Consider the following 25,517-nt stretch of genomic DNA (forward strand, 5'->3'; position numbering starts at 1 on the left):
AATGATCCTCGCGACGGCCTGCCCCCGGCGCCCCTCGCCGTTGGTGGCTTTCACCAACTCAGAGGTCTTTACACAGCCGCAGGGCGTCATAGATGGCCGCATGCGTATTGCGCGGCGCGGTGCAGTCACCCAGGCGGAACAGCAGGTAGCCATCGCCTTCCTCGGCGAGGCAGGGCTGCGCCTTGGCGGCGTAGAGCGCCTCGAGATCCACCTGGCCGCGATTGCGCGAACGCTCCTTGAGCGCATAGTAGAGCGCCTCGTCCGGGCGTACGCCGTTCTCTACCACCACCTGGTCGACCACCCGCTCTTCCAGGGCGCCGGTGTACTCGTTCTCGAGCACCGCTACCAGGCCGCCGCCCTCGCGGTAGACCTTGTGCAGCATCAGGTCGGAGGTCATGATCACCTCCTTCTCGTAGAGACTGCGGTAGTAGGTCGGGAAGGTGGTACCGCCCACCGCCGCGCCGGGCTTGATGTCGTCGGTGACGATCTCGACCTTGGCACCCTTGTCGGCCAGGTAGTCCGCCGCCGAGACGCCGGAGAACTCGCAGATGGCGTCGTAGATCAGTACGTTCTTGCCCGGCGCTACCTTGCCCGAGAGCACGTCCCAGGTGCTTACCACCAGGCTCTCCTCGGGATCCTCGGAGTAGCCCCACTCGGGGAACTGGCTGAGGAAAGGCTGGCCGCCGGTGGCAAGAATCACCACGTCGGGGCGCAGGTCCTCGAGGGTCACCTCGTCGGCACGCGTGCCCAGGCGCAGGTCGACGTTCAGGCGCGCCAGCTCCAGCTGATACCAGCGGGTGATGCCGGCGATCTGGTCGCGCTGCGGCGCCTGGGCGGCGATGGTGATCTGCCCTCCCAATGCATCCGCGGCCTCGAACAGGGTCACGTCGTGGCCACGCTCGGCGGCGACGCGAGCCGCCTCCATGCCGCCGGGGCCACCTCCGACCACCACCACCTTGCGCTTGGGCCCCTCGGACTTCTCGATGATGTGCGGCAGGCCCATGTACTCGCGGGAGGTCGCGGCGTTCTGGATGCACAGCACATCGAGGCCCTGGTACTGGCGGTCGATGCAGTAGTTGGCGCCCACGCACTGCTTGATCTGATCGACCTGGCCCATCTTGATCTTGGCGATCAGGTGCGGGTCGGCGATATGCGCGCGAGTCATGCCCACCAGGTCGACGTAGCCGCCTTCGAGGATACGCTGCGCCTGATTGGGATCCTTGATGTTCTGGGCGTGGATCACCGGCACGCTGACCACTTCCTTGATGCCCGCCGCCAGGTGCAGGAACGGCTCCGGCGGGTAGGACATGTTGGGAATGACATTGGCCAGGGTGTTGTGGGTATCGCAGCCGGAGCCGATCACGCCGAAGAAGTCCACCTGCCCGGTGGCATCGTAGTAGGCGGCGATCTGCTTCATGTCGTCGTGGGTCAGGCCGTCCGGATGGAACTCGTCGCCGCAGATGCGCATGCCGACGACGAAGTCGTCGCCCACCTCGGCGCGCACCGCCTTGAGCACCTCCATGCCGAAGCGCATGCGATTCTCGAAGCTGCCGCCCCACTGATCGGTACGCTTGTTGACCCGCGGGCTCCAGAACTGGTCGATCAGGTGCTGGTGCACGGCGGAGAGCTCGACGCCGTCCAGGCCACCCTCCTTCGCCCGACGCGCCGCCTGGGCGAAGTCGCCGATGATGCGCCAGATCTCCTCCTCCTCGATGGTCTTGCAGGTGGAGCGGTGCACCGGCTCACGGATGCCCGAGGGCGACACCAGGGTCGGCCAGTCGAAGCCGTCCCAGCGCGAGCGGCGTCCCATGTGGGTGATCTGGATCATGATCTTGCCGCCGTGCTTGTGCACGGCATCGGCCAGGTTCTGGAAATGCGGGATGATGCGGTCGGTGGAGAGGTTGACCGAACTCCACCAGCCCTGGGGGCTGTCGATGGAGACCACCGAGGAGCCGCCGCAGATGCACAGGCCGCAGCCGCCCTTGGCCTTCTCCTCGTAGTAACGCACGTAGCGCTCGGTGGTCATGCCGCCGTCGGTGGCATGCACCTCGGCATGGGCGGTGCTGACCACGCGGTTGCGGATGGTCAGCTTACCGATCTGGATCGGCTCGAAGATCGCGTCGAATGCCATGGAAACCTCCTCAACCCCGGGCGTCGGGCAACGGCTTGACGGTGAAGATGCCCACGTCGCAGCCGGGCTCGGCGGCGCTCTGGGTCTGCTCGGCAACGGTGCGCAGGCTACTGCCGCGGGCGGCGAGGATCTGATCCATGGCGCCGGCGAACCAGCCGGTGAACATGTACTCCTCCTTGTGCCCCGTCTTGCCGAGCTGGTAGACGAAGGCGCTGTGCTCCAGGCGCACGCGGGCGGTGCCGGCATCGAGATCGATCTCTTCGGTCACGAACTTGCCCCAGCCACGCTGGGAGAGCCGTAGCATGTAGTGCTCGAACACCTCGACGCCTGCCAGGCCGTGCAGTTCGGCCTCCTTCTCGCACCAGTGCCAGGCGCTCTTGTAGCCGGCGCGGTAGAGAATCTCGGCATACTTGTCCACACCCAGCGCCTCGGCGACGGCGGTGTGGTTGTTGATAAAGAAGTGCCGCGGCACGTAGAGCATCGGCAGGGCGTCGGTGGTCCACACGCCGGTTTCGCTATCCACCTCGATGGGCAGTTCAGGGGCCATCTTGGTCACGGTCTTTTTCCTCGAAATCGTTGTTATGCAAGGTGAGCGGCGCCGGGGATAGGTCGTAGAGAGGGGGCTTTGACCTATCGCCGGTTGAGCCGCGTCTTCGGGCCGGCGCTCCTCGCTTACTCAGCCACTATCGTCAGGCGCCCCAAACATCCTTCAATATGCGAACCCAGTTTTCGCCCATGATCTTGCGTGTCTGAGTCTCGCTGAAGCCGCGGCGCAGCAGCGCCTCGGTCAGGTTGGGGAACTCACCGATGGTGCGAATGCCCTCGGGATTGATGATCTTGCCGAAGCTGGTCAGGCGACGGGCGTAACCCTTGTCGTGGGTCAGCCACTCGAAGAAGTCCTTGCCGTGGCCCTGGGTGAAGTCGGTGCCGATGCCGATGGAGTCCTCACCGACGATGTTCATCACGTATTCGATGGCCTCGACGTAGTCGTCGACGGTGGCGTCGACGCCGGCGCGCAGGAAGGGGGTGAACATGGTCACGCCAACGAAGCCGCCGTGCTCGGCGATGAAGCGCAGCTCCTCGTCGGACTTGTTGCGCGGGTGCTCCTTGAGACCGGACGGCAGGCAGTGGGAGTAGCAGACCGGCTTCTTGGACTCGAGGATGACCTCCTCGGATGTCTTGGAACCGACATGGGAGAGGTCGCACATGATGCCGACGCGGTTCATCTCGGCGACGATCTCGCGGCCGAACCCGGACAGACCGCCGTCGCGCTCGTAGCAGCCGGTGCCCACCAGGTTCTGGGTGTTGTAGCACATCTGCACGATGCCGACGCCGAGCTGCTTGAAGACCTCGACGTAGCCGATCTGGTCCTCGAAGGCGTGGGCGTTCTGGAAGCCGTAGATGATGCCGGTCTTGCCCTCTTCCTTGGCCCGGGTGATGTCAGCGGTGGTGCGCACCGGGCGCACCAGGTCGCTGCACTCGGCCATCAGCTGGTTCGATTTGACGATGTTGTCGACGGTGGCCTGGAAGCCCTCCCACACCGAGACGGTGCAGTTGGCGGCGGTGAGTCCGCCGCGGCGCATGTCTTCGAACAGCTCGCGGTTCCACTTGGCGATGATCAGGCCGTCGATGACGATGGCATCGTCGTGCAGGTCTTGGGGCGTCATGAGGCGTGCTCCGGGTCGGGGTTGACTGATGGCAGCATAGCGCCGGCCAGGCACGCCTCGACTTCTGGAAGCGACGGCAATAATTCCAAAAGCGTCATCTCTGTCGTGACTGCGACGAACGGCACACTCTCGCCCGTGGCGACTCGCGGAAACGCCGGCACACAACGCCGAGCTCCCGCATCAGCGGGAGCCCGGCTTCTCGAGAACGGGAGAGGGACGACTCGCGATACACGGCCGCGAGTCGTGGGCGTCAGTGGTCCAGGCGTACGCTGGCGTAGGTCGGCTCGCCGCGAGCGTTATCGAGCGCCATCAATGCCGCCGAGATCGGCTGCTCCGCCACCGGCTGGAAGGAGACCGGCTGCAGCAGCAGGCTGCCGGACGGCTGCTCGGCCAGTACTGGTGGCCGCAGCGGGCTCATGCCCAGGCGCTCCTCCCGCGGCGGCAAACCGAAAAACTCACGGTAGCACTTTGAGAAGTGCGGCGTGGAGACGAAGCCGCAGGCCGAGGCGACCTCGATGATCGACATCGAGGTCTGCTTGAGCAGCTGGCGCGCCCGGGTGAGGCGCAGCTTGAGGTAGTAGCGCGACGGCGAGCAGTTCAGGTACTTCTGGAATAGCCGCTCGAGCTGTCGGCGCGAGACATCGACGTAGGTCGCCAGCTCCTCGAGCGCGATAGGTTCCTCCAGGTTGGCCTCCATCAGCGCGACGATCTCCAGCAGCTTGGGCTGGGTGGTACCGAGCACATGCTTGAGCGGTATCCGCTGGTGGTCGTGCTCGCCGCGCATGCGCTCGCAGATGAACATCTCGGAGATGCCTGCCGAGAGTTCACGTCCATGCTCGCGACCGATCAGAGTCAGCATCATGTCCAGCGGCGCAGTACCGCCGGAAGCAGTGGCCCGGTCCCGGTCGATCGAAAACAGCCGGGTGGTCAGCACGGCACGGGGGAACGACTCGCGCATCGCCGCCAGGCACTCCCAGTGCACGCTGGTTTCGTAGCCGTCCAGCAGCCCCGCCTTGGCCAACGCCCAACTGCCGGTGCAGATGCCGCCCAGCCGGCGCGACAGGCGGGCCTGGGACTGCAGCCAGCTGACGTGTTCGCGCTGCACGGCGCGGGCCGGTCCCACGCCGCCGCAGACGATGACCATGTCCAGCGCCAGCGGCATGGTGATGGCGCCGTCGGGCGTGACCCGCAGCCCGTCGCTAGCCGAGATCGGGCCACCGTCGATGCTCAGCGTGAACCAGCGGTACAGTTCGCGCCCGGCCAACTGATTGGCCATGCGCAGCGGCTCGATGGCCGAAGCCAGCGAGAACAGGGTGAAGTTATCCAGCAGCAGGAAACCCAGCGTCTGGGGCGCCGGTTCCTTGCTCGGGGCGTGGGAAGCGGATGATGCCTGGGAAGACATGGCCATAGTCGTACTCCGGTGCCGCGTATCGTTATGGTTGTCGGCACGTTTACCCGTGAGGGTGCTGTGTCAGGGTCTCGATGTGTCGTGTTCAGGCAAGGCTCGCCTTCGACATGTTCCAAGACGTCGCTCTCGGATATGACAAAAATCGGTCATTCGCGAGAGCGCCGCCAGATGGGCGGTCATCCGGTGTCGCAATCAATCGATATGAGTGTCGCAAATGGATAATAGCGGAGCAAACCCATATTTCTCGTGCCGCTATCAGCGTTCCAGGTAATTCCTGTAGAGATGCCACGAGCGGTGGAGGTGCTGGTACATGGTCTCCCTTGCCGCGGCCTCGTCGCGGGACAGGATGGCCTCGAGAATATAGCCATGCTCTTCCTTGACCCGCCCGATATAGCGTTCCGCGGCGGCTCGGTTGATGTCGACGGCCGACAGCTTCGCACGGGGAATCATGCTCTGGCTGAGTTGGGAGTAGAGCTGGAGAAAAAACGGATTCTTCGCGGCCTGGAAGATGGCGTAGTGGAACTCGTAGTCCTCCGCACGGGCCTGGGATTTCTCAGCGTGCGCCTTGATGAAAGCGGCATGCCTGGCTTCCAGGTTACGGCGGTCCTCGACGTCGTGGCGCAGAGCGGCCAGCTCCGCTGCCGCCGGCTCCAGTGACAGGCGGAGCTCGAGCACATGCAGGATGTCGTCGATGGTGGTGGGGCTGATCCTCTCCGCCGGACGCGCCTCGATGGCAGTGGAGCGCAGCACCGTCGTCCCCACGCCCCTTCGCGTCTCGACCAGACCCAACGACTTCAGATGCGTCACGGCCTCACGAATCACCGTGCGGCTGACGCCGAACGAGTCGCACAGGCGGGCCTCGGTCGGCAGTTTCTCACCCACGCTTATCTTGCCTTCCAGGATTAACGCTTCCAGCGTATCGGCGACGTGGTCCGGAAGACTACCCCGCTTCGCGACCTTCTGTACGTTGAACTCCGCCATGTCGATGGTCATCTGCCCCCTGCCACCCCGCTTCTCCTTCATGACTGACTCACACTGCCCTCCCGCCATGTTGGCATGAGCCCGGCAGCGTAACGGTTGCCGACAAATAGTCATACATCATATTGACTCCCCCCTCCACATGCCACGCCCCCGCAGCGATCGGTTATGATCACCCCCTCAGTTGCCTGCCGGAGTCCGCATGCTCAACCCGCGTGCCCTTGCCTACCTCAATGAAGTGATCCGCCAGGGCTCGCTGCGCCGTGCCGCCGCCCGGCTCGACGTGGATGCCTCGGCCATCAGCCGCCAGCTCAGGACGCTTGAGGAGGATCTCGGCGTGCGGCTGTGCGAGCGCCACGGCGGCGGCATGCGCCCCACCGAGGCAGGGCGCCTGCTGGTCCGCCACTTCCATTCCCAGCGTGCCGCCGAGGAGGCGGTGCTGTCGCAGCTGATGGCGATCCAGGGACTCGCTCGCGGCGAAGTACGCATTGCGGTGGGCGAGGGCTTCATTGCCGACCTGATTGCCGCACCGCTGGGTGCGTTCATGTCCGCTTTCGCCGGAATCGAGGTGGAGATCCGCATGGCAGGGGTCAACGAGGCGATGTCGCTGCTCAAGGACATGGAGGTGGATCTGGCACTGCTCTATGCGCCGCCGGTGGACCCGCGGGTCCGCTGCCACGTGGAGACGCGCCAGCCGCTGGATCTGATCGTGCCGCCGGGGCACGACCTGGCCGAGCTGGCACGGCCGGTACGGCTGCGTGACCTGCAGGGGGCGCCCCTGGCGCTGATGGATAACCCCTTCGGCATGCGCCAGATGGTCAATATGGTGGCCCATCAGGAGCGGGTCCATCTCGATGCTCGCCTGCACACCAACTCGGTGGCAGTCCTCAAGAACTTCGTGCGCTCCGGCATCGGTGTGACCTTCATGCCCGAGCTGACCGTTAGCGACGAGATCCAGCGCGGCGAGATTCTCGCCCTGCCCATGGCCTATCCGGTCATGAACGGCGCCCGAGCGCAGATCGTCAGTCTCGAGGGGCGCGAGCTCACCCTGGCGGCCAAAGCCTGTGTCGAACATTTACGCCAAGGCATGCGCTTCTTCCGTGGCGATGCCCCGCGACTGGCCAAGGCAAAGTAACTGTTGCCTACAAAGCAACGCTTGCGGTATTGCATAGTCAACACATCAATTTCTAGTCTGCTAATGGAGTGCCGTGCCTGACGCACGGCATCGGCCTTTCGTCGTCAATAACAACTCAAGGAGAAGCCTCATGACCCGCGACCTGTCTTCCGCGCTGAAGGGACTCGCCTTCGCCGGCCTGCTGGCCGGCGCCCTGGCGACCGGCGCCGCCCAGGCGGCGACCACCATCAACCTGAGCTACAACGGTGCCCCCGACCCGGACAAGAATGCCGTCCACGTTTTCGCCACCAATCTGAAGCAGTTGGTCGAGGAAAAGACGAACGGCGAGCTCATGCTCGAACTCTACCCCAACAGCATGCTCGGCGAGGAAGAGGAGCGCATGGAGCAGACCATGAACACGCCGAGCCTCAACGTGGCTTCGTTCGCCGGTGTATCGCCCCTGGTCGAGGAGGTCTTCGTCAGCGCCATTCCCTTCCTGTTCGAGGACTTCGAGGCGGCGCGCAGCTTCTTCGACGAGGGCGAGTACTGGAACGAGATCGAAAGCGCCCTGCACGAACGTGCCGGCATCGAGATGCTCGCCGTAGTGGAAGAGGGCGGCTTCCTCGCCTTCACCAACGATGAGAAGCCGATCACGCATCCCGACGACTTCGAGGGCCTGCGCTTCCGCGCCATGGACCCGAGCCAGGTGGCACTCTATGAATCCTTCGGCGCCTCGGGCACGCCGATCCCCTGGACCGAGGTCTACATGGCCCTGCGCACCGGGGTCGCCGACGGCCAGATGAACCCGCCGATGTACATCATCCTGGGCAGCCTATACGAGGTGCAGGATTATCTCACCCTGGCCAACATTCAGTATTCCAACCAGTTCCTGGTCGGCAATGCCGAGATGATCGAAGGCTGGGACGACGCCACCCGCGAGGCCTTCCGCGAAGCCGTGGCCGAGGCCAACCGCAACGCCCGCGAGCACAACGAGGCGAAGGTGGAGGAGCGCATCGCCTTCCTCGAGGAGCAGGGCATGGAAGTCATCCGCCCCTCCGAGGATGACATCGCCGCATTCCGCGACGTGGGCCAGCCTGCCTACCTGGAGTGGCTGCGCGAGCGCGGCATCGACCAGCGCTGGATCGACCTGGCGCTGGAGGATGCCGGCATGACCGAGCTGCTCGACTGACCCCACCCCACAATGTCGCGAGGGCCACACGGCCCTCGCCCGTGACGGCCGGAGTTTTCCCATGCCTTCGCTTCGCCAACGGGTGCTGGCCGCGAGCCGGACACTCACCCTGACGCTCGCCGCCATGCTGCTGCTGATCAATCTTGCGGCCATTCTCTACGGCGTCTTCATGCGCTACCTGGCCGGCGGGGCACCGATCTGGACCGATGAGCTGGCACGCTTCCTGATCATTGCCACGGTAATGCTCGCCGCCGGTGGCGTATGGGTCGAGGGAGGCCACATGCGCGTGGCGCTGATCGAGCGGCTGTTGCCACGTGGCCTGGCTCGGGTGCTCAACTTCTACCAGTGGCTGCTCACGCTAGCCCTGGCCGTGGGCGGCGCCTGGTTCAGCTACCGCTACGCCCTATCGGTGGGCATGTTCACCACTTCCGGGCTCGGCATCAGTCGCACGGTACCGCTTATGTCGTTGCCGCTGGGCTTCGCCCTGCTCGCCTGGCACGCACTGTGGTACGGGCCTGCACCTCTGCCGACGATCGCGGAGGAGGTCGCATGATCCTTACCATGCTGGCGGTGTTTCTCGGCCATGTGCTGCTCGGCCTGCCGCTGTTCCTCGCCCTGCTCGTCACCGCCGTGGTCGGTTTCCTGTTCGTCGACCCTGCGATGATCGCGCGCATGCTGCCGCAGCAGTTCTTCGGCGGCATCAACGTCTTCTCGCTGATGGCCATTCCGTTGTTCATCCTGGCCGGCAACCTGATGAATGTCAGCGGGCTGACCGAGCGCCTGATGGGCCTGGCGCGCCTGCTGGTCGGCCACCTGCGCGGCGGCCTGGGCCACGTCAACGTAGTCTCCAGCGTGTTCTTTGCCGGGGTCAACGGCTCCGCCGTGGCCGATACCTCGGCGCTGGGCTCGCTGCTGGTGCCGGCGATGCAGAAGGAGGGCTACACCCGCGCCTTCGCCGCCGGGCTCACCGCCGGCAGCTCGCTGATCGGGCCGATCATCCCGCCCAGTATCTTCATGATCCTGTATGCTTCGCTGACCAATACCTCGGTGGGCGACCTGTTCCTAGCCGGCGTGATCCCCGGGCTGCTGCTGGGGTTCGCCTTCATGGGCATGAACGCCTGGCATGCCTGGCGTCACGGGCTGCCCAAGCGCGGCGGCCTGCCGCGCCTCGGCCAGCTTGGCCTCGCCGCACTGGCCGCCCTGCCGGCGCTGATCGCCCCGTTCATCATCGTCGCGGGCATCGTGCTCGGCTTCGTCACACCGACCGAATCCGGCGCGCTGACGGCGCTCTACGTGGCGTTGTGCGGCATCCTGCTCGGCGGCTTGCGCCTCGGCGACTTCTGGCGCGCTCTGCTGGATACGGCACGGCTCACCTCGGCGATCTTCCTGATCATGGCGGCTTCGGCCACCATCAGCTGGCTGCTCTCCTACGCCCAGGTGCCGGCCCAGTTCGTCTCGCTGCTCGCACCTTACGTGGACAATGCCGTACTGATCCTGCTGCTGCTCAGCGCCATCACCTTCGTTACCGGCATGTTCATGGAAGAAGTCTCGGCGCTGATGCTGCTCACGCCGATCTTCGCCCCGGTGGCGATGATGGCGGGTATCGATCCGGTGCACCTGGGCATCGTCATAACGCTCAACATCACCATCGCCCTGATCACGCCGCCCATGGGCGCCTGCGTGTTCGTCGCCGCCGCCGTCAGCCGCATCGAGATCGTTGCGCTGTTCCGCACCATCTGGCCCTTCGTGCTGACGGCCATCGGCGTGCTGCTCCTGTTGATTCTGTTTCCGCAGCTGACACTCTGGCTGCCCGCTGCCATTGGATAGAACCCATGCCCCGTCCTACCCCGCCCTTACCCAGCCAGCCGTTTCCCGGCTGGGAGTCGGTCAATCGTCTACCGATACGCGACAACGGCGAGCGTCTGGTGCCGATGAGCCTGGCGCCGCCGCCGATCAAGGTGTTTCCCGCCTATGCCCGGCTGGGCATACCCGGCGCGGTTCCGGAGTGCTTCGTACGCGAAGGGGTCTATCGGGCACTGCTCGCCGCAGCCCGGGCGCTGCCCGAGGGCTTCGGCCTGGTGGTACTCGACGGCTGGCGCCCCTGGCGGGTGCAACAGTACCTGTTCGACACGCTGCACGAAGCGATCCACCTGCACCACCCCGAACTCGACGAGGAGGAACTGCTGGAGCGCACCCGCGAGTTCGTCTCGCTGCCAAGCCGCGACCCGGCCGCACCTAGCCCGCACCTCACCGGCGGCGCCGTGGACGTCACCCTGTGCGATGCCGTTGGCCTGCCGCTGGACATGGGCACGCTGTTCGACGAGGCGCTGCCCGCCTCGCACAGCGACCACTTCGAACGTCTCGCGACACCCAGCCAGGAGCAACTTCGTGCGCGGGACAACCGCCGCCTGCTCTACCGCATCATGATTGAACAGGGCTTTACCAACCTGCCGAGCGAATGGTGGCACTACGACCTCGGCGACCAGCTGTGGGCACACTACGGCGGCCACGCCGAGGCCCGCTACGGCCCCGCCGAGCTGGACACCATCGAGAACCGCTGGCGCCGACAGTTGAGCTGAGCGCACGAAAGAAGCCCCACGGCAATGACCGCAGGGCTTCGAATGGGTGGCATGGCAGTTGTGAGGCCTGAACTGGGCTCACACCGCTACGGGTGACTCATTCGCAGCAAGGTGAAGGGCGCTTCGCAGGCGTGTCGCTCATCGCGCTCGTCAATGCTTCCCAGCCCCAGGTGACGATCGTTGTCGTAGGCGACGAACATGCGCTCGTGATCCAGCACCGCCAGCCCCTCAGCCTTGTGCTCGAACTCCAGCGGCGAGCCGTCCGCCGCAGTGACCAGTTCAGGGAGCCGGCCGGCACGCAGATCGTCGAGGCTCATCACCCACAGGTAACCGCCGATTCGATCCTCACCGTCCTGCTCCGTCTCGAAGCTGGTCAGCAAGTAGAGCCGAGCATGATAGGGATCGTACTCCAGGCTGGACAGGCCACACTCGAACCTCACCCCTTCATGATGCCCGGGATCGAAAGCGTAGAACTCGCGTATCTCGTCGATGAAGACGAGATTGCCCGTAGGACTGATCTCGTAGTGCGCTCCCACCAGCCGGCTGACATAGGTGAAATCGTCATGCGCCCGGCCTTGCTCACGCAGGCCGAAGAGCAGCAGGCCATCGCCGCGTTCGCCAGGTATCGCCGCCAACCCTTCGATCTTGTAGTAGGGAAAGCCGATCGCCGCGTCGAGCTTGTTGCGCAGCTCCAGCGACCCCTCCACGCCGTCACGCGGATCGGGGTCCACGGCCTGTACCTTCTCCGGTTCTCCCAGCGGCCATATCAACAGGTGGTTGTAGGCGTTGAGCTCGTGGCTGGCATCATCGATGCGGTCGAAGCCAGTGGTCGCCAGGACATGGCGGCCGTCGGCGGTGAGCGCAAAATCCTCATACTTGATGGCCTGCTTGATCAGTGGCGTCGTGAAGTATTCGAGCTGCGTATCGTCCGGCCCCTCTGGCGTCATGGGCAAGGCGAAGACGGCAGAGCGATTCTCGCCAGGAATCGGCTTGTCACTGGCCATAATCAAGCGCTTGCCGTCGTACACCACGGCGGAGACTTCCGCATTGACCAGATTGCCTAGCTCATCGCAAAGGGCGGCGGGAAAGCAGCGGATCGTACCTTGTTGCAGGATGACGGCGCTCGGCATCACAGGTCTCTCCTCGAGGTTCCTTGAATCAGCATACAGGGCCCCAAAGCCGGGGGTCGACCCGTCCAGGGCTGTTGCCACTATGACACCGGCGAGCGGGTAGTGCTCATCGCCTGCTAGACTGGGCCTTAGTCTACGGGCAGGTCGAAAGGGAGAGGCACATATGCCAACCAAGGCGGAACGCGACGTCGAAAAAGGGTATTCCAAAGCCGAATTCGTGGCAAAGCTGCGGCGCCTGGCAGATACCATCGAAAAGGGGGATCGCTTCGACATCCAGATAGCCGGTGAGCGAATCTACGTGCCGGCACGTGCCGAGTTCACCATCGAGCACGAACGCTCGGACGATGAAGAGGAAATCGAGTTCCAGATCAAATGGAAGAGGGAGTAGCGCGTCAGCCTTCGCGAGCCGGCATGACTTGGGAATGGCGCGCCCGGCAGGATTCGAACCTGCGACCTTTGGCTTCGGAGGCCAACACTCTATCCAACTGAGCTACGGGCGCTTTGCTTACTGAGAAGCGGCCAATATCGTAACCGCCGATGCCAGAACTGTCCAGCCTGGCTGGCCACTCGCCGCGTTCACGCTTGCACCATCTCGCCAACCTTTTCCAGGATGTGCCGGCCGATGGGCAGCGCCGAGGTGGCGGCCGGCGACGGGGCGTTGCAGACGTTGACCGTGCGCTTGGTATTGACGAACAGGAAGTCATCGATCAGCCGGCCGGCGCGGGAGACGGCCTGGGCGCGCACGCCGGAGGGCCAGGGCTCGAGGTCGTCCAGGGTCAGGCTGGGGCAATACTTGCGCACCTCCTCCAGGTAGCCGCGACGCCAGAGCGAATTCCTCATCTCGTGCAAACCGGGCTTCAGGTTGCGCCCGAGTACCTTGAGGATGCCCGGATTGCTGAACATGCGCGCCATGTCGAGCAGCGAGACGTCGCCCTTGCGGTAGCCCTCGCGCTTGAAGGCCAGCACCGCGTTGGGACCCACAGTGACCGAACCGTCGATCATGCGCGTCAGATGCACGCCGAGGAACGGCATGGAAGGATCGGGAATGGGGTAGATGAGGTGGCTGACGATGTCGCTGAGCCGGTCGGGCAGCCGGTAGTACTCGCCGCGGAACGGGCAGATGGAGAAGCCGGGGTTACGCCCCAGCAGGCGCACGATGCGATCGGCCATCAGTCCGGAACAGGTCACCAGATAGCGGCTGGCGAATTCGCCCTGGCTCGTGCCGACGATCACCTCCCCGGTGCGTTCGGCGATCGCCGTGACCTCATGGTCATAGCGGATCTGGCCGCCACGACGCTGGAACGCATCGGCCATGGCCGCGGCCACCCGGGCATAGCTGACGATGCCGCTGGAGGGAACGAAGATGGCACCGAGGCCGGTGATGTGGGGCTCGCGCTCTTTCAGCTCCTCGCCGGAGAGCCACTGCCGTTCCAGCCCGTTGGCGGCGGTGCGCTCCCACAGCGCTTCCATGCGCTGCATCTCTTGCTCGTTGGTGGCCACCAATAGCTTGCCGCAGACCTCATAGGGAATGGCATGGCGATCGCAGAATTCCTTGGTGGCACGGTTGCCCTCGAGGCAGAAGCGCGCCTTGAGGCTGCCCGGCGTGTAGTAGACGCCGGCATGGATCACGCCGCTGTTGTGGCCGGTCTGGTGCTGCGCGGGGCCGCTCTCCTTTTCCAGCAGCAGCATTTTCTTGTCGGGATAGCGCTGGATGAGCTGCATCGCGGTGGAGAGCCCGAGAATGCCGCCACCGAGGATGATGAAATCGTACACGCACGCCTCGCGTCGCCAGTGGAACACCGAAGGGTCGCTATCACGATACTCGCCGGCCGCCGCGCTGACCAGCCGATCCGCCGCGCCTGCTCATGCCAAAGGCGTGGGCAACGGCGTTTTCCAGCGCTTTGCTATATCGGTATACTACTGCCCATTGTGCGCATCACGGCGCTCCGGCTATCGCGTGCCGACGTCGCCGAAAGATTACGATTACAGGACCGTCGAGAGGTGGTGAGAGTGAAATCCAGCAAGCTGATCATGGGGTGTCTGGCCACCCTGGGCCTGGCCGCGGGCGCCGCGTCCGTGCAGGCCGATGTGGACCGCGATGCCATTGCCGAGCGCCTGAAGCCGGTGGGAGAACTGTGCCTGCAGGGCGAGGAGTGCGGTACGGCAATGGCCGCCGCGAGTGACTCGGGTGGTGGCGATGGCGCCGACGGCGAAGCCATCTACGGCCAGGTGTGCATGGCATGCCATGACAGCGGCGCCGCCGGTGCACCGGTACGCGGCCAGGAGGATGCCTGGGCCGAGCGCGTCGACAAGGGCTGGGACACGCTGCTGGATCATGCCCTCAACGGCTTCAATGCGATGCCGGCGCGTGGTGGCAACCCCAACCTCTCCGACGAGGAAGTCGCCGCCGCCACCGCGCATCTGGTGGGCCCGGTGATGGAAGTGCCGGAGCTTGGCGGCAGTGAAGAAGGCGCTGCCGATGGAGAGGCCGCCTCCGACGAGGAAGCTGCCGGCGGTGATGCGGAAGCCGTCACCGAAGAGGGTCCCGTCGAGGAAGAGGCCGCCGCTGCCGCCGTGGCGACCGAAGACGCCCCCGTTGATGAGGAAGCCATCGAGGAAGCATCAGCCGGCGAAGAGGCCGCTGGCGACGAACCGGCCCATGCCGGCATCGACGGCGAAGCGGTCTACAACCAGGCCTGCATGGCGTGCCACATGACCGGTGCCGCCGGCGCCCCGCGCCGCGGCGAAGCCGGCGAGTGGGAAGGCCGCATCGACCAGGACATCGAGACGCTCTACGACCATGCCATCAACGGCTTCAACGCCATGCCGCCCAAGGGCGGTAACATGGGCCTCTCCGACGACGAGGTCCGTGCCGCGGTGGACTTCCTGGTCGAGCCGGTCAAGTAACCCGCTGCGCGGGTAGCGAATATGCGACGGGGCGCCATCAGGCGCCCCGTCGTCGTTCATGGGCAGTGGCTCACCCGCGCCCTCGCCAGCCGGACGTTACCCCAGCAGCGATCGCAGCCCGGCGATGGCGTCCTGTCCTCGGGCCTGCTTCTTCTCAGGGTCTTCCTTGTCGGCGCGGCCCTCCCACTCCAGGTCGTCCGGCGGCAGCTCGTCGAGGAAACGGCTCGGCGTGCAGTCCATCAGCTCGCCGAAGGCCTTGCGCTGGCGCGCCAGGGTCAGGGTCAGGGTCTGGCGCGCCCGGGTGATGCCGACATAGGCCAGGCGCCGCTCCTCTTCCACCGTGCCGGCCTCGATGGCGTTGCGGTGGGGAAGCAGCTCCTCCTCGAGGCCCATCAGGTAGACGTGGGGGAACTCGAGCCCCTTGGAGGCGTGCATGGTCAACAGCTGCACCTTGTCGGTGTCGTCCTCCTCGGCCTGCTGCTCGAGGATGTCGCGCAGCACCAGCCGCGAGATGGCCGCCTCCACGTCGTCGGTCTCGGCGCTCTCTTCCGCCTCGACCTCTTCTGGGTCGCGCTTCATTGACTTCTCGAGCTGGTCGATCAGCGTCCACACGTTGGCCATGCGCCGCTCGGCGATGGTGGGCGCGCTGGCGTTCTGGTAGAGCCACGCCTCGTAGTCCATCTCGTGCAGCATGCCGCGTATCGCCGCCAGCGAGTCGCCTTCGTCCATGCGTCGGCGCACGCCGTCGATGAAGTGAGTAAAGCGCGCCAGCCGCTCCACCGCCCGCGCCGGCAGCTGCTGTTCCAGGCCCAGCTCGTGGCAGGCATCGAACAGCGAGGCGCCACGCTCGGTGGCATAGTTGGCCAGTTTCTCCAGGGTGCCCGGGCCGATCTCACGCCGCGGCACGTTGACGATGCGCAGGAAGGCGTTGTCGTCGGCCGGGTTGATCAGCAGACGTAGGTAGGCCATGGCGTCCTTGATCTCGTTGCGCGAGAAGAACGAGGTGCCGCCGGAGAGCTTGTAGGGGATCTGGTAGTGCTGCAGCTTGAGTTCGAGCAGCCGGGCCTGGAAGTTGCCGCGGTAGAGCACCGCGAAGTCGCGCCACTCGGCGCGTTCCTTGATGCGCCGGGTGAGGATCTCGCTGGCCACCCGCTCGGCCTCGGCCTCCTCGTGGCGGTTGACCACCACGCGAATCGGCGCGCCCTGACCCATCTCCGACCACAGAGTCTTCTCGTAGACGTGGGGGTTGTTGGCGATCAGGGTATTGGCGGCGCGCAGGATGGTGCCGGTGGAGCGATAGTTCTGCTCCAGCTTGATCACGTTGAGGCGCGGGAAATCCTCGCCCAGGGTCACCAGGTTCTCGGGCCGCGCCCCACGCCAGGCGTAGATCGACTGGTCGTCGTCGCCCACCACGGTGAAGGTCTTGCGTTCGGCCATCAGCAGCTTCACCAGCAGGTACTGGGAAACGTTGGTGTCTTGGTACTCGTCCACCAGCATGTAGTGGATCTTGCGCCGCCAGCGCGCCAGCACTTCGGGATTGTCCTTGAGCAGCACCACCGGCAGCAGGATCAGGTCGTCGAAGTCCACCGCGTTGTAGGCCTTGAGGTGGCGCACGTAGGCCTCGTAGACCCGGGCGGCGTAGAGTTCATCCTCGTCCACGGCGTGAGACAGCGCCTGACCCGGCAGCACCAGGTCGTTCTTCCATTCCGAGATCTGGTGCTGCACGGCGTTGATCTGCTCGGCATCGACCTGGGCGTCCTTGTTCATCAGGTCGCGTAGCAGCGCCTTGGCATCCTCGGGATCGAACAGCGAGAAGCCCGGCTTGTAGCCCAGCGCCTTGAGCTCGCCGCGGATGATGTTGAGCCCCAGGGTGTGAAAGGTCGAAACGGTCAGCCCATGGCCCTCCTTGCCCTTGAGCATCTGCCCCACCCGCTCCTTCATCTCGCGGGCTGCCTTGTTGGTAAAGGTCACTGCGGCGATGCGCCGGGCGCTCATGCCGCATACCTGCACCAAGTAGGCGATCTTGGTGGTGATCACGCTGGTCTTGCCCGAACCGGCGCCGGCCAGCACCAGGCAGGGGCCGTCGATGTAGCGCACGGCTTCCTGCTGGCGCGGGTTGAGCTTGGCGAGGCGTTGCTGAATGCTCATGGGTTCACTCGGGCTGCGCCGCGCCGGCGAAGCCTAGCTGGCGCCAGGCCTCGAACACCAGGATGGCGCAGGCGTTGGAGAGATTGAGGCTGCGGCTGTCCCGCAGCATGGGAATGCGCAGGCGCTGCTCGGCCGGCAGGTCGTCGAGCATCGCCTGCGGCAAGCCGCGGGTCTCGGGGCCGAACAGCAGGGCATCGCCGGGGCGGTAGCTGGGTTCGTGGTAGCCGGTACGGCCGCGGGTCGAGACGGCGAAGACACGCCCCGGTTTCACGGCCTCGATGAAGGCCGGCCAGTTGCGGTGCACGCTGACGGCGGCCCACTCATGGTAGTCGAGCCCGGCGCGGCGCAGGCGCTTATCGTCGAGCACGAAGCCCAGCGGCTCGATCAGGTGCAGGCGAAAGCCGCTATTGGCACAGAGCCGGATCAGGTTGCCGGTATTGGGTGGGATCTCGGGTTCGAAGAGTACGACGTCGAGCATGGCGGCCTGCCTGGAAGCGCTGGCGAGCCCGCAGGGGCCCGCCGGTACAGCGACGGCGATCAGAAGCTCAGACGAACCCCGACCTGAGCGCCACGATCCAGCGTGCGGCTGCCGTGGCGGTTGTCGAAGTCGGCCGTCGTCTGGCGCAGGCCGACGTAGCCGTCGACGTTGGGGGTGAAGGCGTAGCGCGCCCGCACGCCTACTTCGTAGCCGTCGTCGAGGTCACCACTGGTCGCGATTCCGGGGGTATAGAAACCGTAGCCGCCCAGCGAGACGTCCGGTGCCTGGGGCAGGTAGACATAGCCATAGCCGCCCAGGCCTACACCGCCGCCGTCGCCGTAGTCGGTGTCGAACTGCGTCCAGCGCGCACCGATGCCCACGTCGCGCTCGCGGTTGCGCTGCACGCCCAGTAGCTGGGCATGGTAGATGGTGGCGTCTTCGCGATACTCGCTGTTGATGACGCCGCCCCCCAGGGCCACGCCCTGGGTGATCTCGGCGGCGGCTTCGAACTGCATGGCATCGGCGCCGAGATTGAGGTCCAGGCTGCCGGCGGCATGGGCACCTGCAGCGACGAACAGCGCGCCGCCCAATACAGAGGCCGTGGCAAGATGCTTGACGAAGGTCTTCATCGACTGGCTCCTTTCACTTACGCGCTCGCATTCGAATCTGTACCGGCACTCACGCCATAGCGCGACCGGTAGTCGCGGATCGCCTCGGCGTGCCCCTTGAAGGCTTCTCCGCCCTGTTCCTCGAGGTAGGCCAGCACCATGTCCAGCGTGACGATGCTCACCACCGGCATGGCGTAGCGCGACTCGACCTCCTGGATCGCGCTTTTTTCGGCCTGGCCGCGCTCCTGGCGATCCAGCGCGATCACCACGCCGGCGGCCTCGGCGCCGGCGGCCTCGATCAGCGCCATGACTTCGCGTATGGCAGTGCCCGCGGTGATCACGTCGTCGATGATCAGGATACGCCCGGAAAGCTCGGCGCCGACGATGTTGCCGCCCTCGCCGTGGTCCTTCGCCTCCTTGCGATTGAAGGCAAAGGGCAGGTCACGGCCGTGATGATCGGCCAGCGCCACCGCGGTGGTGGCCGCCAGCGGGATGCCCTTGTAGGCAGGGCCGAACAGCACGTCGAACGGCACGCCGCTGGCCTCGATGGCGTCGGCGTAGAAGCGACCAAGACGCGCCAGGGCGCCACCGCTGCGAAACAGGCCGGCATTGAAGAAATAGGGACTGACACGCCCCGACTTGAGGGTGAACTCGCCGAACTTCAGCACGCCTTGCTCGATGGCGAACTCGATGAACTCACGCTGATAGGCATGCATGCTGGCCGACACGGCGCTCCCCCTGCTATTCATACCTCTGATCACAAGCCCTCTGGAAATGGAAATCTGCGGTCCTACCACGAATATCCATGCGGGCCATTTACCCAAACGTCGAAACGTCGGGTATCATACACGCGCGACGTCAAAGGGACCATGTATGAAAATTGCCACCATCAATGTCAACGGAATCCGCGAGGCGGTCGGACGAGGGTTTCTCGACTGGCTGGCCGAACAGGACGCCGATGTCGTCTGCGTCCAGAACCTCAAGGCCAAGAGCTTCGAGCTCGACGATAGCATTCTGTACCCGGAAGGCTACGAAGGCTACTTCCTCGATGCCGAGGAAGACGGCTTTTCCGGCGTGGGCCTCTACTGCCGCAAGATTCCCAAGGCGATCATGTACGGCCTCGGCTTTCCCCAGTGCGACCATGAGGCGCGCTTTCTGCAGGCCGACTACGACCGCTTCAGCATTGCCAGTTTCCTGATGCCCGACGGCAGCGACTACGCCGCCAAGCAGGCCTTCATGGCCCAGTACCAGGAATACCTGAACAAGATGTCGCGCAAGCGTCGCGAGTACATCATCTGCGGTACCTGGCACATCGCCCACAAGACCGTCGATCTGGAGAACTGGGCCGACAACCAGACCACGCCGGGCTTCAAGCCGGAAGAGCGCGCCTGGATGGACCAGGTCTTCGGCCCCACCGGCTTCATCGACACCTTCCGCGAGATCAACCGCGACGCCGGTGAATACACCTGGTGGCCCAAGCTCGACCAGGAAGTGCCACGCTCGCGCCAGGAGGGCTGGCGCATCGACTATCAGATCGTCGGACCCAATCTGCGCCGCCACGTGGTCGACGCCTGGATCGACTACGATGCCACCTTCAGCGAGTTCGCCCCGCTGTTCGTCGAGTACGACCTGACGCTGTAAGCACGTCCCCTTCGTCGCGGCCGGGTTTTCCCGGAACGCATAGCGCCGGCATTGATGCCGGCGCTATGCGTTTGAAGCTATATCGTCGCTCGGTAGAGAGATGAGCCTTCCCAGCGCCAAGGCTTCGCGAGGGCGCTGTGAACCCGTCCTTGGGCGATACTTTTGCCATCCCTGGCAAAAGACCCTCGCTCCGCCTTGCCCCGGCGCTCATCTCTTCCGGCGCCGTGCAGGTAGCCTTAGCGGCGAATGCCCAGGGCCTCGCGCTGGTGCTCGAAGAGCTCGGCCCCGGCGTTCTCGGCCAGCTCCAGCATGGCGTTGAGCTGCTCGCGGGAGAACACCCCCGCCTCGGCGGTACCCTGAACCTCGATCAGCCCGCCCGATTCGGCCATGACCACGTTCATGTCGGTCTCGGCGCCACTGTCCTCGGGGTAGTCGAGGTCAACCACCGCCACGCCTTTATAGAGTCCTACCGAGACCGAGCTGACCAACTGCTGGAAGGGATCGCCTTTGATCAGCTTCTTGCGCTGCAGGTAGCGGATGGCATCCACCAGCGCCACGCAGCCGCCGGTGATCGAAGCGGTGCGGGTGCCGCCGTCGGCCTGGATCACGTCGCAGTCCACGGTGACGGTGAATTCGCCCAGCTTCTTGAGATTGACCGCGGCGCGCAGCGATCGTCCGATCAGGCGCTGGATCTCCAGCGTGCGCCCGCCCTGCTTGCCGCGGGCCGCCTCGCGGCCGCCACGGGTGTGGGTGGCGCGGGGCAGCATGCCGTACTCGGCGGTGACCCAGCCCTGCCCCTTGCCGCGCAGCCAGCGCGGCACGCCGGCCTCGACGCTGGCGTTGCACAGCACCTTGGTATCGCCGAACTCCACCAGAACGGAGCCTTCGGCGTGGCGCGTGTAGTCACGGGTCAGGCGGATCTCGCGGGGCTGGTCGGGGCGCCGCCCGCTCGGGCGTGAGGGTTGGGAAGCCATGGAACCTCTCGAAAGACGAAGAACGATCGGAACGATGTCGCGGCATCGGCGAGGCATCGAATGGCTGGCCATTCTACACGGTCGGGGCGGGGAATCGGTTACACTCCTTGTCCGAGATGTCGCCGGGCTGATGCCGGGAACGGCGCAACCGATCGAACGAGGAGTCGCCATGGTCGCCCATAGCAAGGTACACAGCATGACCGCCTTTGCCCGTCAGAGCCGCGAGAGCGACTGGGGCAGCCTGCAGTTGGAACTGCGCTCGGTGAACCAGCGCTACCTGGAGCCCTTCTTCCGGCTGCCCGAGGCGCTGCGCGACCTCGAACCCACCTTTCGCGAGGCGCTGCGTACGCGCCTGGCGCGCGGCAAGGTCGAGTGCCACCTGCGCTTCGAACCCACCGACGTGAGCGAGACCCTGGCCGTCAATCACACCCGGCTGGTGGCGCTGGCCGAGGCGCTGGGCGAGATTCGCGAGGCACTGCCCCAGGTCGCCATGCCCGATGCCCTGTCGCTGCTCGACCACCCCGGCGTGCTCGAGTCCCAGGGCGTCGACCTGGAGGCAGTGAAGTCGGAAGCCACGGCCCTGTTCGAGGCCGCCCTCGACGAACTGATCGAGGCCCGCGCCCGCGAGGGAGACAAGCTCGCCGCACTGATCCGCGAGCGCCTGGCCGGCGTGCGCGAGCAGGTCGCCGAGGTGCGTCGGCTGATGCCGGAGATCCTCGCGCGCCAGCGTGCCCTGCTGCTGGACCGGCTCGAGACGGTCAAGGCCGAACTCGAGCCCCAGCGGCTGGAGGCCGAGCTGGTGCTGCTGGCGCAAAAGGCCGACGTCGACGAGGAACTCGACCGCCTCGAGACCCACGTCGGCGAGGTGGCGCGCCAGCTCGAGCAGAAAGGCCCCAAGGGGCGCCGCCTCGACTTCCTGATGCAGGAACTCAACCGCGAGGCCAACACCCTCTCCTCCAAGTCGGCGGTGGCCAGCACCACCCGCTGCGCGGTGGAGCTCAAGGTGCTGATCGAACAGATGCGCGAGCAGATCCAGAACATCGAGTAGCAACACATGACGGCAAACCCGGCGGAGCCCTCCAGCAAGCGCCTTCCCGCCGTGGCGCGGTGGACGGGGCAAATGGCACTGGCCGCTTGTCTCGCCTTGCCCCTGCCGGGCTGGGCCCAGGCCGAGACAGACGCTGCCGACGGCACCGGAGAGGTCATCGTCGTCGGTGGCGATCACTATCACCCGCCCTACGAGTTCCTCGACGAGGACGGCGAGCCGGCCGGCTACAACGTGGAGCTGACTCGCGCGATCGCTGAGGTGATGGGGCTCGAGGTGCGCATCGAGTTGGCCCAGTGGAGTGAGGTCCGCGAGGGGCTCGAGAACGGCGAGATCGACGTCCTGCAGGGCATGTCCTACTCCGAGGCGCGGGCCGAGCACTTCGACTTCGCCCCGCCCCACGCTATCGTTCACCAGTCGCTCTTCGCCCGCCGCGGAGAGCCGGCAGTGGAGGTCGAGGCGCTGCGCGGCAAGGAGGTCATCGTCCAGCGCGGCGACATCATGCACGACTACCTGATCGAGCACGGCATCGGGGCCAAGGTAGTCCCGGTCGACACCCATGCCGATGCGCTGCGGGCCTTGGCTGCCGGCCAGCACGATTATGCGCTGGTGGCCAACTTGCCGGCCCTCTACCTCAGCCGCGAGCTGGGCCTGACCAACCTGGTGCCGGTGGCGCGCCCCTTCTCGCTGCGCTACGGCTACGCGGTGCGCCAGGGCGACGCCAACCTGCTGGCCAAGTTCAGCGAGGGGCTGGCCATCCTCAAGAACACCGGCCGCCACCAGGCGATCTACGACAAGTGGCTGGGCCCACTCGAGGGTCGCGAGGGCATCCCGTGGCAGAAGGTCGGGCAGGTCGGCGCGGCACTCTCCGCCCTGCTGCTGCTGGTCCTGGGCGCCATCGTGATCTGGAACCGCATGCTCAAGCGCGAAGTGGCGGCGCGCACCGCGGAGCTGCGCCAGCACCAGCAGCAGCTGATCCAGGCCGACAAGATGGCCTCTCTCGGCGTGCTGGTCTCGGGAGTGGCCCACGAGATCAACAATCCCAGCAGCCTGTTGCTGTTGAACCTGCCGGTACTGCGCGACGCCTATGCCGACGCCGAACCGATCCTCGAGGCCCACTACCGCGCCCACGGTGACTTCCCGTTCGGCGGGCTACCTTACTCGCGCATGCGCGAGGAGATCCCCGGCATGATCGACGACATGCAGGAGGGCACCCGGCGCATCAAGCGTATCGTCGGCGATCTCAAGGACTTCGCTCGTCAGGGCGGCGACGAACCGGCCGGCACCTTCGACCTCAATGCGGTGGTGGCCACCGCCGTGCGCCTGGTCGACAACTCGATCCGCCAGGCAACCGGCCGCTTCGAAACGCACTATGCCGAGAATCTCCCACCGCTATCGGGCAACGCCCAGCGCATCGAGCAGGTGGTGATCAACCTGGTGCTCAACGCCTGCCAGGCGCTCGAGCACCCCACCCAGGGCATCCGCCTGGCCACGCGTCACGATCGCACCGAGGGGCGGGTGCTGCTGGAAGTGCATGACGAGGGCCGCGGCATCGCCCCCGAGGCCATGCACCGGCTGACGGATCCCTTCTTCACCACCCGCCGCGAGTGTGGTGGCACCGGGTTGGGGCTGTCCGTCTCCGCCGGCATCGTCAGCGAGCACCAGGGGAGCCTGACCTTCGACTCCCAGCCCGGCCACGGCACCCGGGTGACGCTGTCGCTGCCGACGGCAAGGCCCGGCACGACGCCAACCGACGGGACAGAGACTCGCCAGCAGGAGCCCGACACACCATGAGCCCCCCCCTCTACCCCGCCTTCGGCGTTCTGCTCGTCGACGACGAGCCCTCCTTCCTGCGTAGCCTGAATATCGCCCTGGAGCGCAGCGGAGGTATCAACCATATCCACCGCTGCCAGGACAGCCGCGAAGTGATGGATATCCTGGCACGCGAGAACATCGGTCTGGTGACGCTCGACCTGACCATGCCCCATGTCTCGGGAGAGGAGCTCCTGGCGCGCATCGTCGAAGAGTTTCCCGACGTCGGCGTCATCGTGGTGAGCGGTCTGAATCAGGTGGAGACCGCCGTCAACTGCATCAAGCTCGGGGCCTTCGATTACTTCGTCAAGACCGACGAGGAGAGCCGGCTGGTCGAGGGTATCCGCCGGGCCATCCGCCTGCAGGAGCTGCGCCAGGAGAACCAGGCGCTACGCCGTCGCGTGCTCGACGACACCCTGGAGCATCCCGAGGCCTTCGCTCATATCGTGACCGCCGACAGGAGCATGCGCGCCGTCTTCCAGTACCTGGAATCGGTGGCGCTGACCCAGCAACCGATCCTGATCAGCGGCGAAAGCGGCGTGGGCAAGGAGCTGATCGCCAAGGCGGCTCATGCTCTCAGCGGCCGCCAGGGACCGCTGGTCTGCGTCAACGTGGCGGGTCTGGACGACAACGTCTTCGCCGACACGCTGTTCGGTCATCAGCGCGGCGCCTTCACCGGCGCCGAGCAGCCGCGGGCCGGCATGATAGAGCAGGCCGCAGGCGGCACTCTGCTGCTAGACGAGATTGGCGATCTCAGCCTCGCCTCGCAGGTCAAGCTGCTGCGCCTGCTACAGGAGGGCGAGTACTACCCGCTGGGCAGCGACCGGCCCAAGCGCCTGCAGGCCCGCGTGCTGGTGGCGACGCACCACGACCTGGCCGAGAAGCAGCGCACGGGCGCTTTCCGCAAGGATCTCTATTACCGCCTGCGCACACATCAGGTCCACATCCCCCCCTTGCGCCGGCGCAAGCAGGACATCGCACTGCTGCTGGACCACTTTCTGGCCGAGGCGGCCGAGGAACTCGGCAGAAACAAGCCAAGCTATCCGCCGGAGCTTGCCGTGCTGCTGGGCAATTACGCCTTTCCCGGCAACGTGCGCGAACTACGCGCCATGGCCTACGATGCCATGAGCCAGCATCGCAGCCGTACGCTATCCATGGATGCCTTCAAGCGCGCCATCGACCAGGCCTGTGGCGAAGACTCGCCTTCACCCCATCGCCAGCGGGCCGTGTTTGCCCCCGACGAGCCGCTGCCCACGCTGGACGAAGTCGCCGACCTGTTGGTGGAAGAGGCGCTGAAGCGCGCCGAGGGCAATCAATCCATGGCCTCACGCTGGCTGGGCATTTCGCAGCCGGCCCTGAGCAAGCGGCTGAAGAAGCAGCGCGGCGAAGGGGCATAACGCTGGTTATAGCGATAACCGTGGTTATAGTCATTCCATCCCTTTGAAAACAAGGTCTTTTTCCCTTCTGGCGGCGTGAAGGCCGTTGGCGAAGGTTATACCGCTTGATTTTCCAACCTCCAATTTCCCCCATAAAAACAATCCCTTGCCATCTCTCTCTCACTGGCATGGACCTTGCTCTGTATAGCCTGGCCCGCCCCGGCGGGCCATGTCGACAAACGCAAGCAAGAGGTTCTCCCATGCCAAGAACAACGACTCACGCGGCCATCGAACGGCCGGCATCGCTTATTGCCCCGCTCGCCACCAACCGG

Annotated in this window: 23 protein-coding genes and 1 tRNA gene; 11 read left to right on the forward strand and 13 right to left on the reverse strand. The window is 65.5% G+C overall.

Annotated elements, in window-relative coordinates; genetic code table 11:
- Positions 1-58 precede the first annotated feature (58 nt).
- The 5 genes from dgcA to HNO53_RS20930 form a co-directional block, all read right to left on the reverse strand.
- Positions 59-2,131, reverse strand: coding sequence for a dimethylglycine demethylation protein DgcA (gene dgcA / locus HNO53_RS20910; RefSeq protein WP_209474933.1), 2,073 nt, complete (start codon positions 2,129-2,131; stop codon positions 59-61).
- Positions 2,132-2,141: 10 nt separating this feature from the next.
- Positions 2,142-2,687, reverse strand: coding sequence for a DUF5943 domain-containing protein (locus tag HNO53_RS20915; RefSeq protein WP_209474935.1), 546 nt, complete (start codon positions 2,685-2,687; stop codon positions 2,142-2,144).
- Between the two features lie 133 nt (positions 2,688-2,820).
- Positions 2,821-3,798, reverse strand: coding sequence for a dipeptidase (locus HNO53_RS20920; protein WP_209474937.1), 978 nt, complete (start codon positions 3,796-3,798; stop codon positions 2,821-2,823).
- 250 nt (positions 3,799-4,048) lie between these two features.
- On the reverse strand, positions 4,049-5,200 hold the full coding sequence (gene gbdR / locus HNO53_RS20925; RefSeq protein WP_209478740.1) for a choline metabolism transcriptional regulator GbdR: 1,152 nt from the start codon (positions 5,198-5,200) through the stop codon (positions 4,049-4,051).
- Between the two features lie 261 nt (positions 5,201-5,461).
- Entirely contained in the window at positions 5,462-6,229 is a 768-nt protein-coding gene (locus HNO53_RS20930; RefSeq protein ID WP_242597489.1) for a FadR/GntR family transcriptional regulator, read from the reverse strand.
- A 157-nt stretch (positions 6,230-6,386) separates the two neighbouring features.
- On the opposite strand from HNO53_RS20930, the gene HNO53_RS20935 reads away from it, so the two are divergent.
- The 5 genes from HNO53_RS20935 (at position 6,387) to HNO53_RS20955 (ending at position 11,066) form a co-directional block, all read left to right on the forward strand.
- Complete coding sequence (locus HNO53_RS20935) at positions 6,387-7,319, forward strand: LysR family transcriptional regulator (RefSeq protein ID WP_209474939.1); 933 nt, start codon at positions 6,387-6,389, stop codon at positions 7,317-7,319.
- A gap of 130 nt (positions 7,320-7,449) precedes the next feature.
- Positions 7,450-8,487 carry a TRAP transporter substrate-binding protein DctP gene (gene dctP, locus HNO53_RS20940; RefSeq protein ID WP_209474940.1) on the forward strand — a complete coding sequence of 346 codons (1,038 nt, stop codon included), beginning with the start codon at positions 7,450-7,452 and terminating at the stop codon, positions 8,485-8,487.
- A gap of 61 nt (positions 8,488-8,548) precedes the next feature.
- Complete coding sequence (locus HNO53_RS20945) at positions 8,549-9,040, forward strand: TRAP transporter small permease (protein WP_209474942.1); 492 nt, start codon at positions 8,549-8,551, stop codon at positions 9,038-9,040.
- Positions 9,037-10,314 carry a TRAP transporter large permease gene (locus HNO53_RS20950; RefSeq protein WP_209474945.1) on the forward strand — a complete coding sequence of 426 codons (1,278 nt, stop codon included), beginning with the start codon at positions 9,037-9,039 and terminating at the stop codon, positions 10,312-10,314. The genes HNO53_RS20945 and HNO53_RS20950 overlap by 4 nt, the downstream gene beginning before the upstream one ends.
- A gap of 5 nt (positions 10,315-10,319) precedes the next feature.
- Positions 10,320-11,066, forward strand: coding sequence for a M15 family metallopeptidase (locus HNO53_RS20955; protein WP_209474947.1), 747 nt, complete (start codon positions 10,320-10,322; stop codon positions 11,064-11,066).
- A gap of 86 nt (positions 11,067-11,152) precedes the next feature.
- On the opposite strand, the gene HNO53_RS20960 is transcribed toward HNO53_RS20955, so the two are convergent.
- Positions 11,153-12,196 (reverse strand): hypothetical protein, encoded by a 1,044-nt coding sequence (locus HNO53_RS20960; protein WP_209474949.1) that lies wholly within the window; start codon positions 12,194-12,196, stop codon positions 11,153-11,155.
- Between the two features lie 163 nt (positions 12,197-12,359).
- Between HNO53_RS20960 and HNO53_RS20965 the strand changes: the two genes are divergently transcribed.
- The gene (locus tag HNO53_RS20965; protein ID WP_209474951.1) at positions 12,360-12,584 is read left to right on the forward strand and encodes an amphi-Trp domain-containing protein; all 225 of its coding nucleotides are present in this window, start codon (positions 12,360-12,362) and stop codon (positions 12,582-12,584) included.
- A 35-nt stretch (positions 12,585-12,619) separates the two neighbouring features.
- Here HNO53_RS20965 and HNO53_RS20970 read toward each other — a convergent pair.
- Together HNO53_RS20970 and lhgO are read right to left on the reverse strand one after the other, a co-directional pair.
- Positions 12,620-12,696, reverse strand: a tRNA-Arg gene (locus HNO53_RS20970).
- A gap of 76 nt (positions 12,697-12,772) precedes the next feature.
- Positions 12,773-13,969 carry an L-2-hydroxyglutarate oxidase gene (gene lhgO, locus HNO53_RS20975; protein ID WP_209474953.1) on the reverse strand — a complete coding sequence of 399 codons (1,197 nt, stop codon included), beginning with the start codon at positions 13,967-13,969 and terminating at the stop codon, positions 12,773-12,775.
- Between the two features lie 237 nt (positions 13,970-14,206).
- Between lhgO and HNO53_RS20980 the strand changes: the two genes are divergently transcribed.
- Complete coding sequence (locus tag HNO53_RS20980) at positions 14,207-15,103, forward strand: c-type cytochrome (RefSeq protein ID WP_242597490.1); 897 nt, start codon at positions 14,207-14,209, stop codon at positions 15,101-15,103.
- Between the two features lie 96 nt (positions 15,104-15,199).
- Here the strand turns inward: HNO53_RS20980 and rep are convergent, their stop codons facing one another.
- The 4 genes from rep to pyrE are packed head-to-tail and all read right to left on the reverse strand — an operon-like array spanning position 15,200 to position 19,053.
- Positions 15,200-17,251 carry a DNA helicase Rep gene (rep, locus tag HNO53_RS20985; protein ID WP_209474955.1) on the reverse strand — a complete coding sequence of 684 codons (2,052 nt, stop codon included), beginning with the start codon at positions 17,249-17,251 and terminating at the stop codon, positions 15,200-15,202.
- A gap of 4 nt (positions 17,252-17,255) precedes the next feature.
- Positions 17,256-17,729, reverse strand: coding sequence for a tRNA (uridine(34)/cytosine(34)/5-carboxymethylaminomethyluridine(34)-2'-O)-methyltransferase TrmL (gene trmL / locus HNO53_RS20990; RefSeq protein WP_209474957.1), 474 nt, complete (start codon positions 17,727-17,729; stop codon positions 17,256-17,258).
- A gap of 59 nt (positions 17,730-17,788) precedes the next feature.
- Positions 17,789-18,358, reverse strand: coding sequence for a YfaZ family outer membrane protein (locus HNO53_RS20995; protein WP_209474959.1), 570 nt, complete (start codon positions 18,356-18,358; stop codon positions 17,789-17,791).
- 17 nt (positions 18,359-18,375) lie between these two features.
- The gene (gene pyrE, locus HNO53_RS21000) at positions 18,376-19,053 is read right to left on the reverse strand and encodes an orotate phosphoribosyltransferase (RefSeq protein WP_209478743.1); all 678 of its coding nucleotides are present in this window, start codon (positions 19,051-19,053) and stop codon (positions 18,376-18,378) included.
- A 157-nt stretch (positions 19,054-19,210) separates the two neighbouring features.
- On the opposite strand from pyrE, the gene HNO53_RS21005 reads away from it, so the two are divergent.
- On the forward strand, positions 19,211-19,978 hold the full coding sequence (locus HNO53_RS21005; protein ID WP_209474961.1) for an exodeoxyribonuclease III: 768 nt from the start codon (positions 19,211-19,213) through the stop codon (positions 19,976-19,978).
- Between the two features lie 236 nt (positions 19,979-20,214).
- Here HNO53_RS21005 and rph read toward each other — a convergent pair whose 3' ends face one another.
- Entirely contained in the window at positions 20,215-20,952 is a 738-nt protein-coding gene (gene rph / locus HNO53_RS21010) for a ribonuclease PH (RefSeq protein WP_209474963.1), read from the reverse strand.
- A gap of 169 nt (positions 20,953-21,121) precedes the next feature.
- Between rph and HNO53_RS21015 the strand changes: the two genes are divergently transcribed.
- The 3 genes from HNO53_RS21015 to HNO53_RS21025 are packed head-to-tail and all read left to right on the forward strand — an operon-like array spanning position 21,122 to position 25,206.
- Positions 21,122-22,000, forward strand: a complete 879-nt coding sequence (locus HNO53_RS21015; protein ID WP_209474965.1) for a YicC/YloC family endoribonuclease — start codon at positions 21,122-21,124, stop codon at positions 21,998-22,000.
- A gap of 6 nt (positions 22,001-22,006) precedes the next feature.
- Positions 22,007-23,791, forward strand: a complete 1,785-nt coding sequence (locus HNO53_RS21020) for a transporter substrate-binding domain-containing protein (RefSeq protein ID WP_242597492.1) — start codon at positions 22,007-22,009, stop codon at positions 23,789-23,791.
- Entirely contained in the window at positions 23,788-25,206 is a 1,419-nt protein-coding gene (locus HNO53_RS21025; protein ID WP_209474967.1) for a sigma-54-dependent transcriptional regulator, read from the forward strand. Before HNO53_RS21020 ends, HNO53_RS21025 begins: the two co-directional genes overlap by 4 nt.
- Positions 25,207-25,517 lie beyond the last annotated feature (311 nt).

Origin of the sequence: Billgrantia antri, from assembly GCF_017868935.1 — a bacterium.
Classification (GTDB): Bacteria; Pseudomonadota; Gammaproteobacteria; order Pseudomonadales; family Halomonadaceae; genus Halomonas; species Halomonas antri.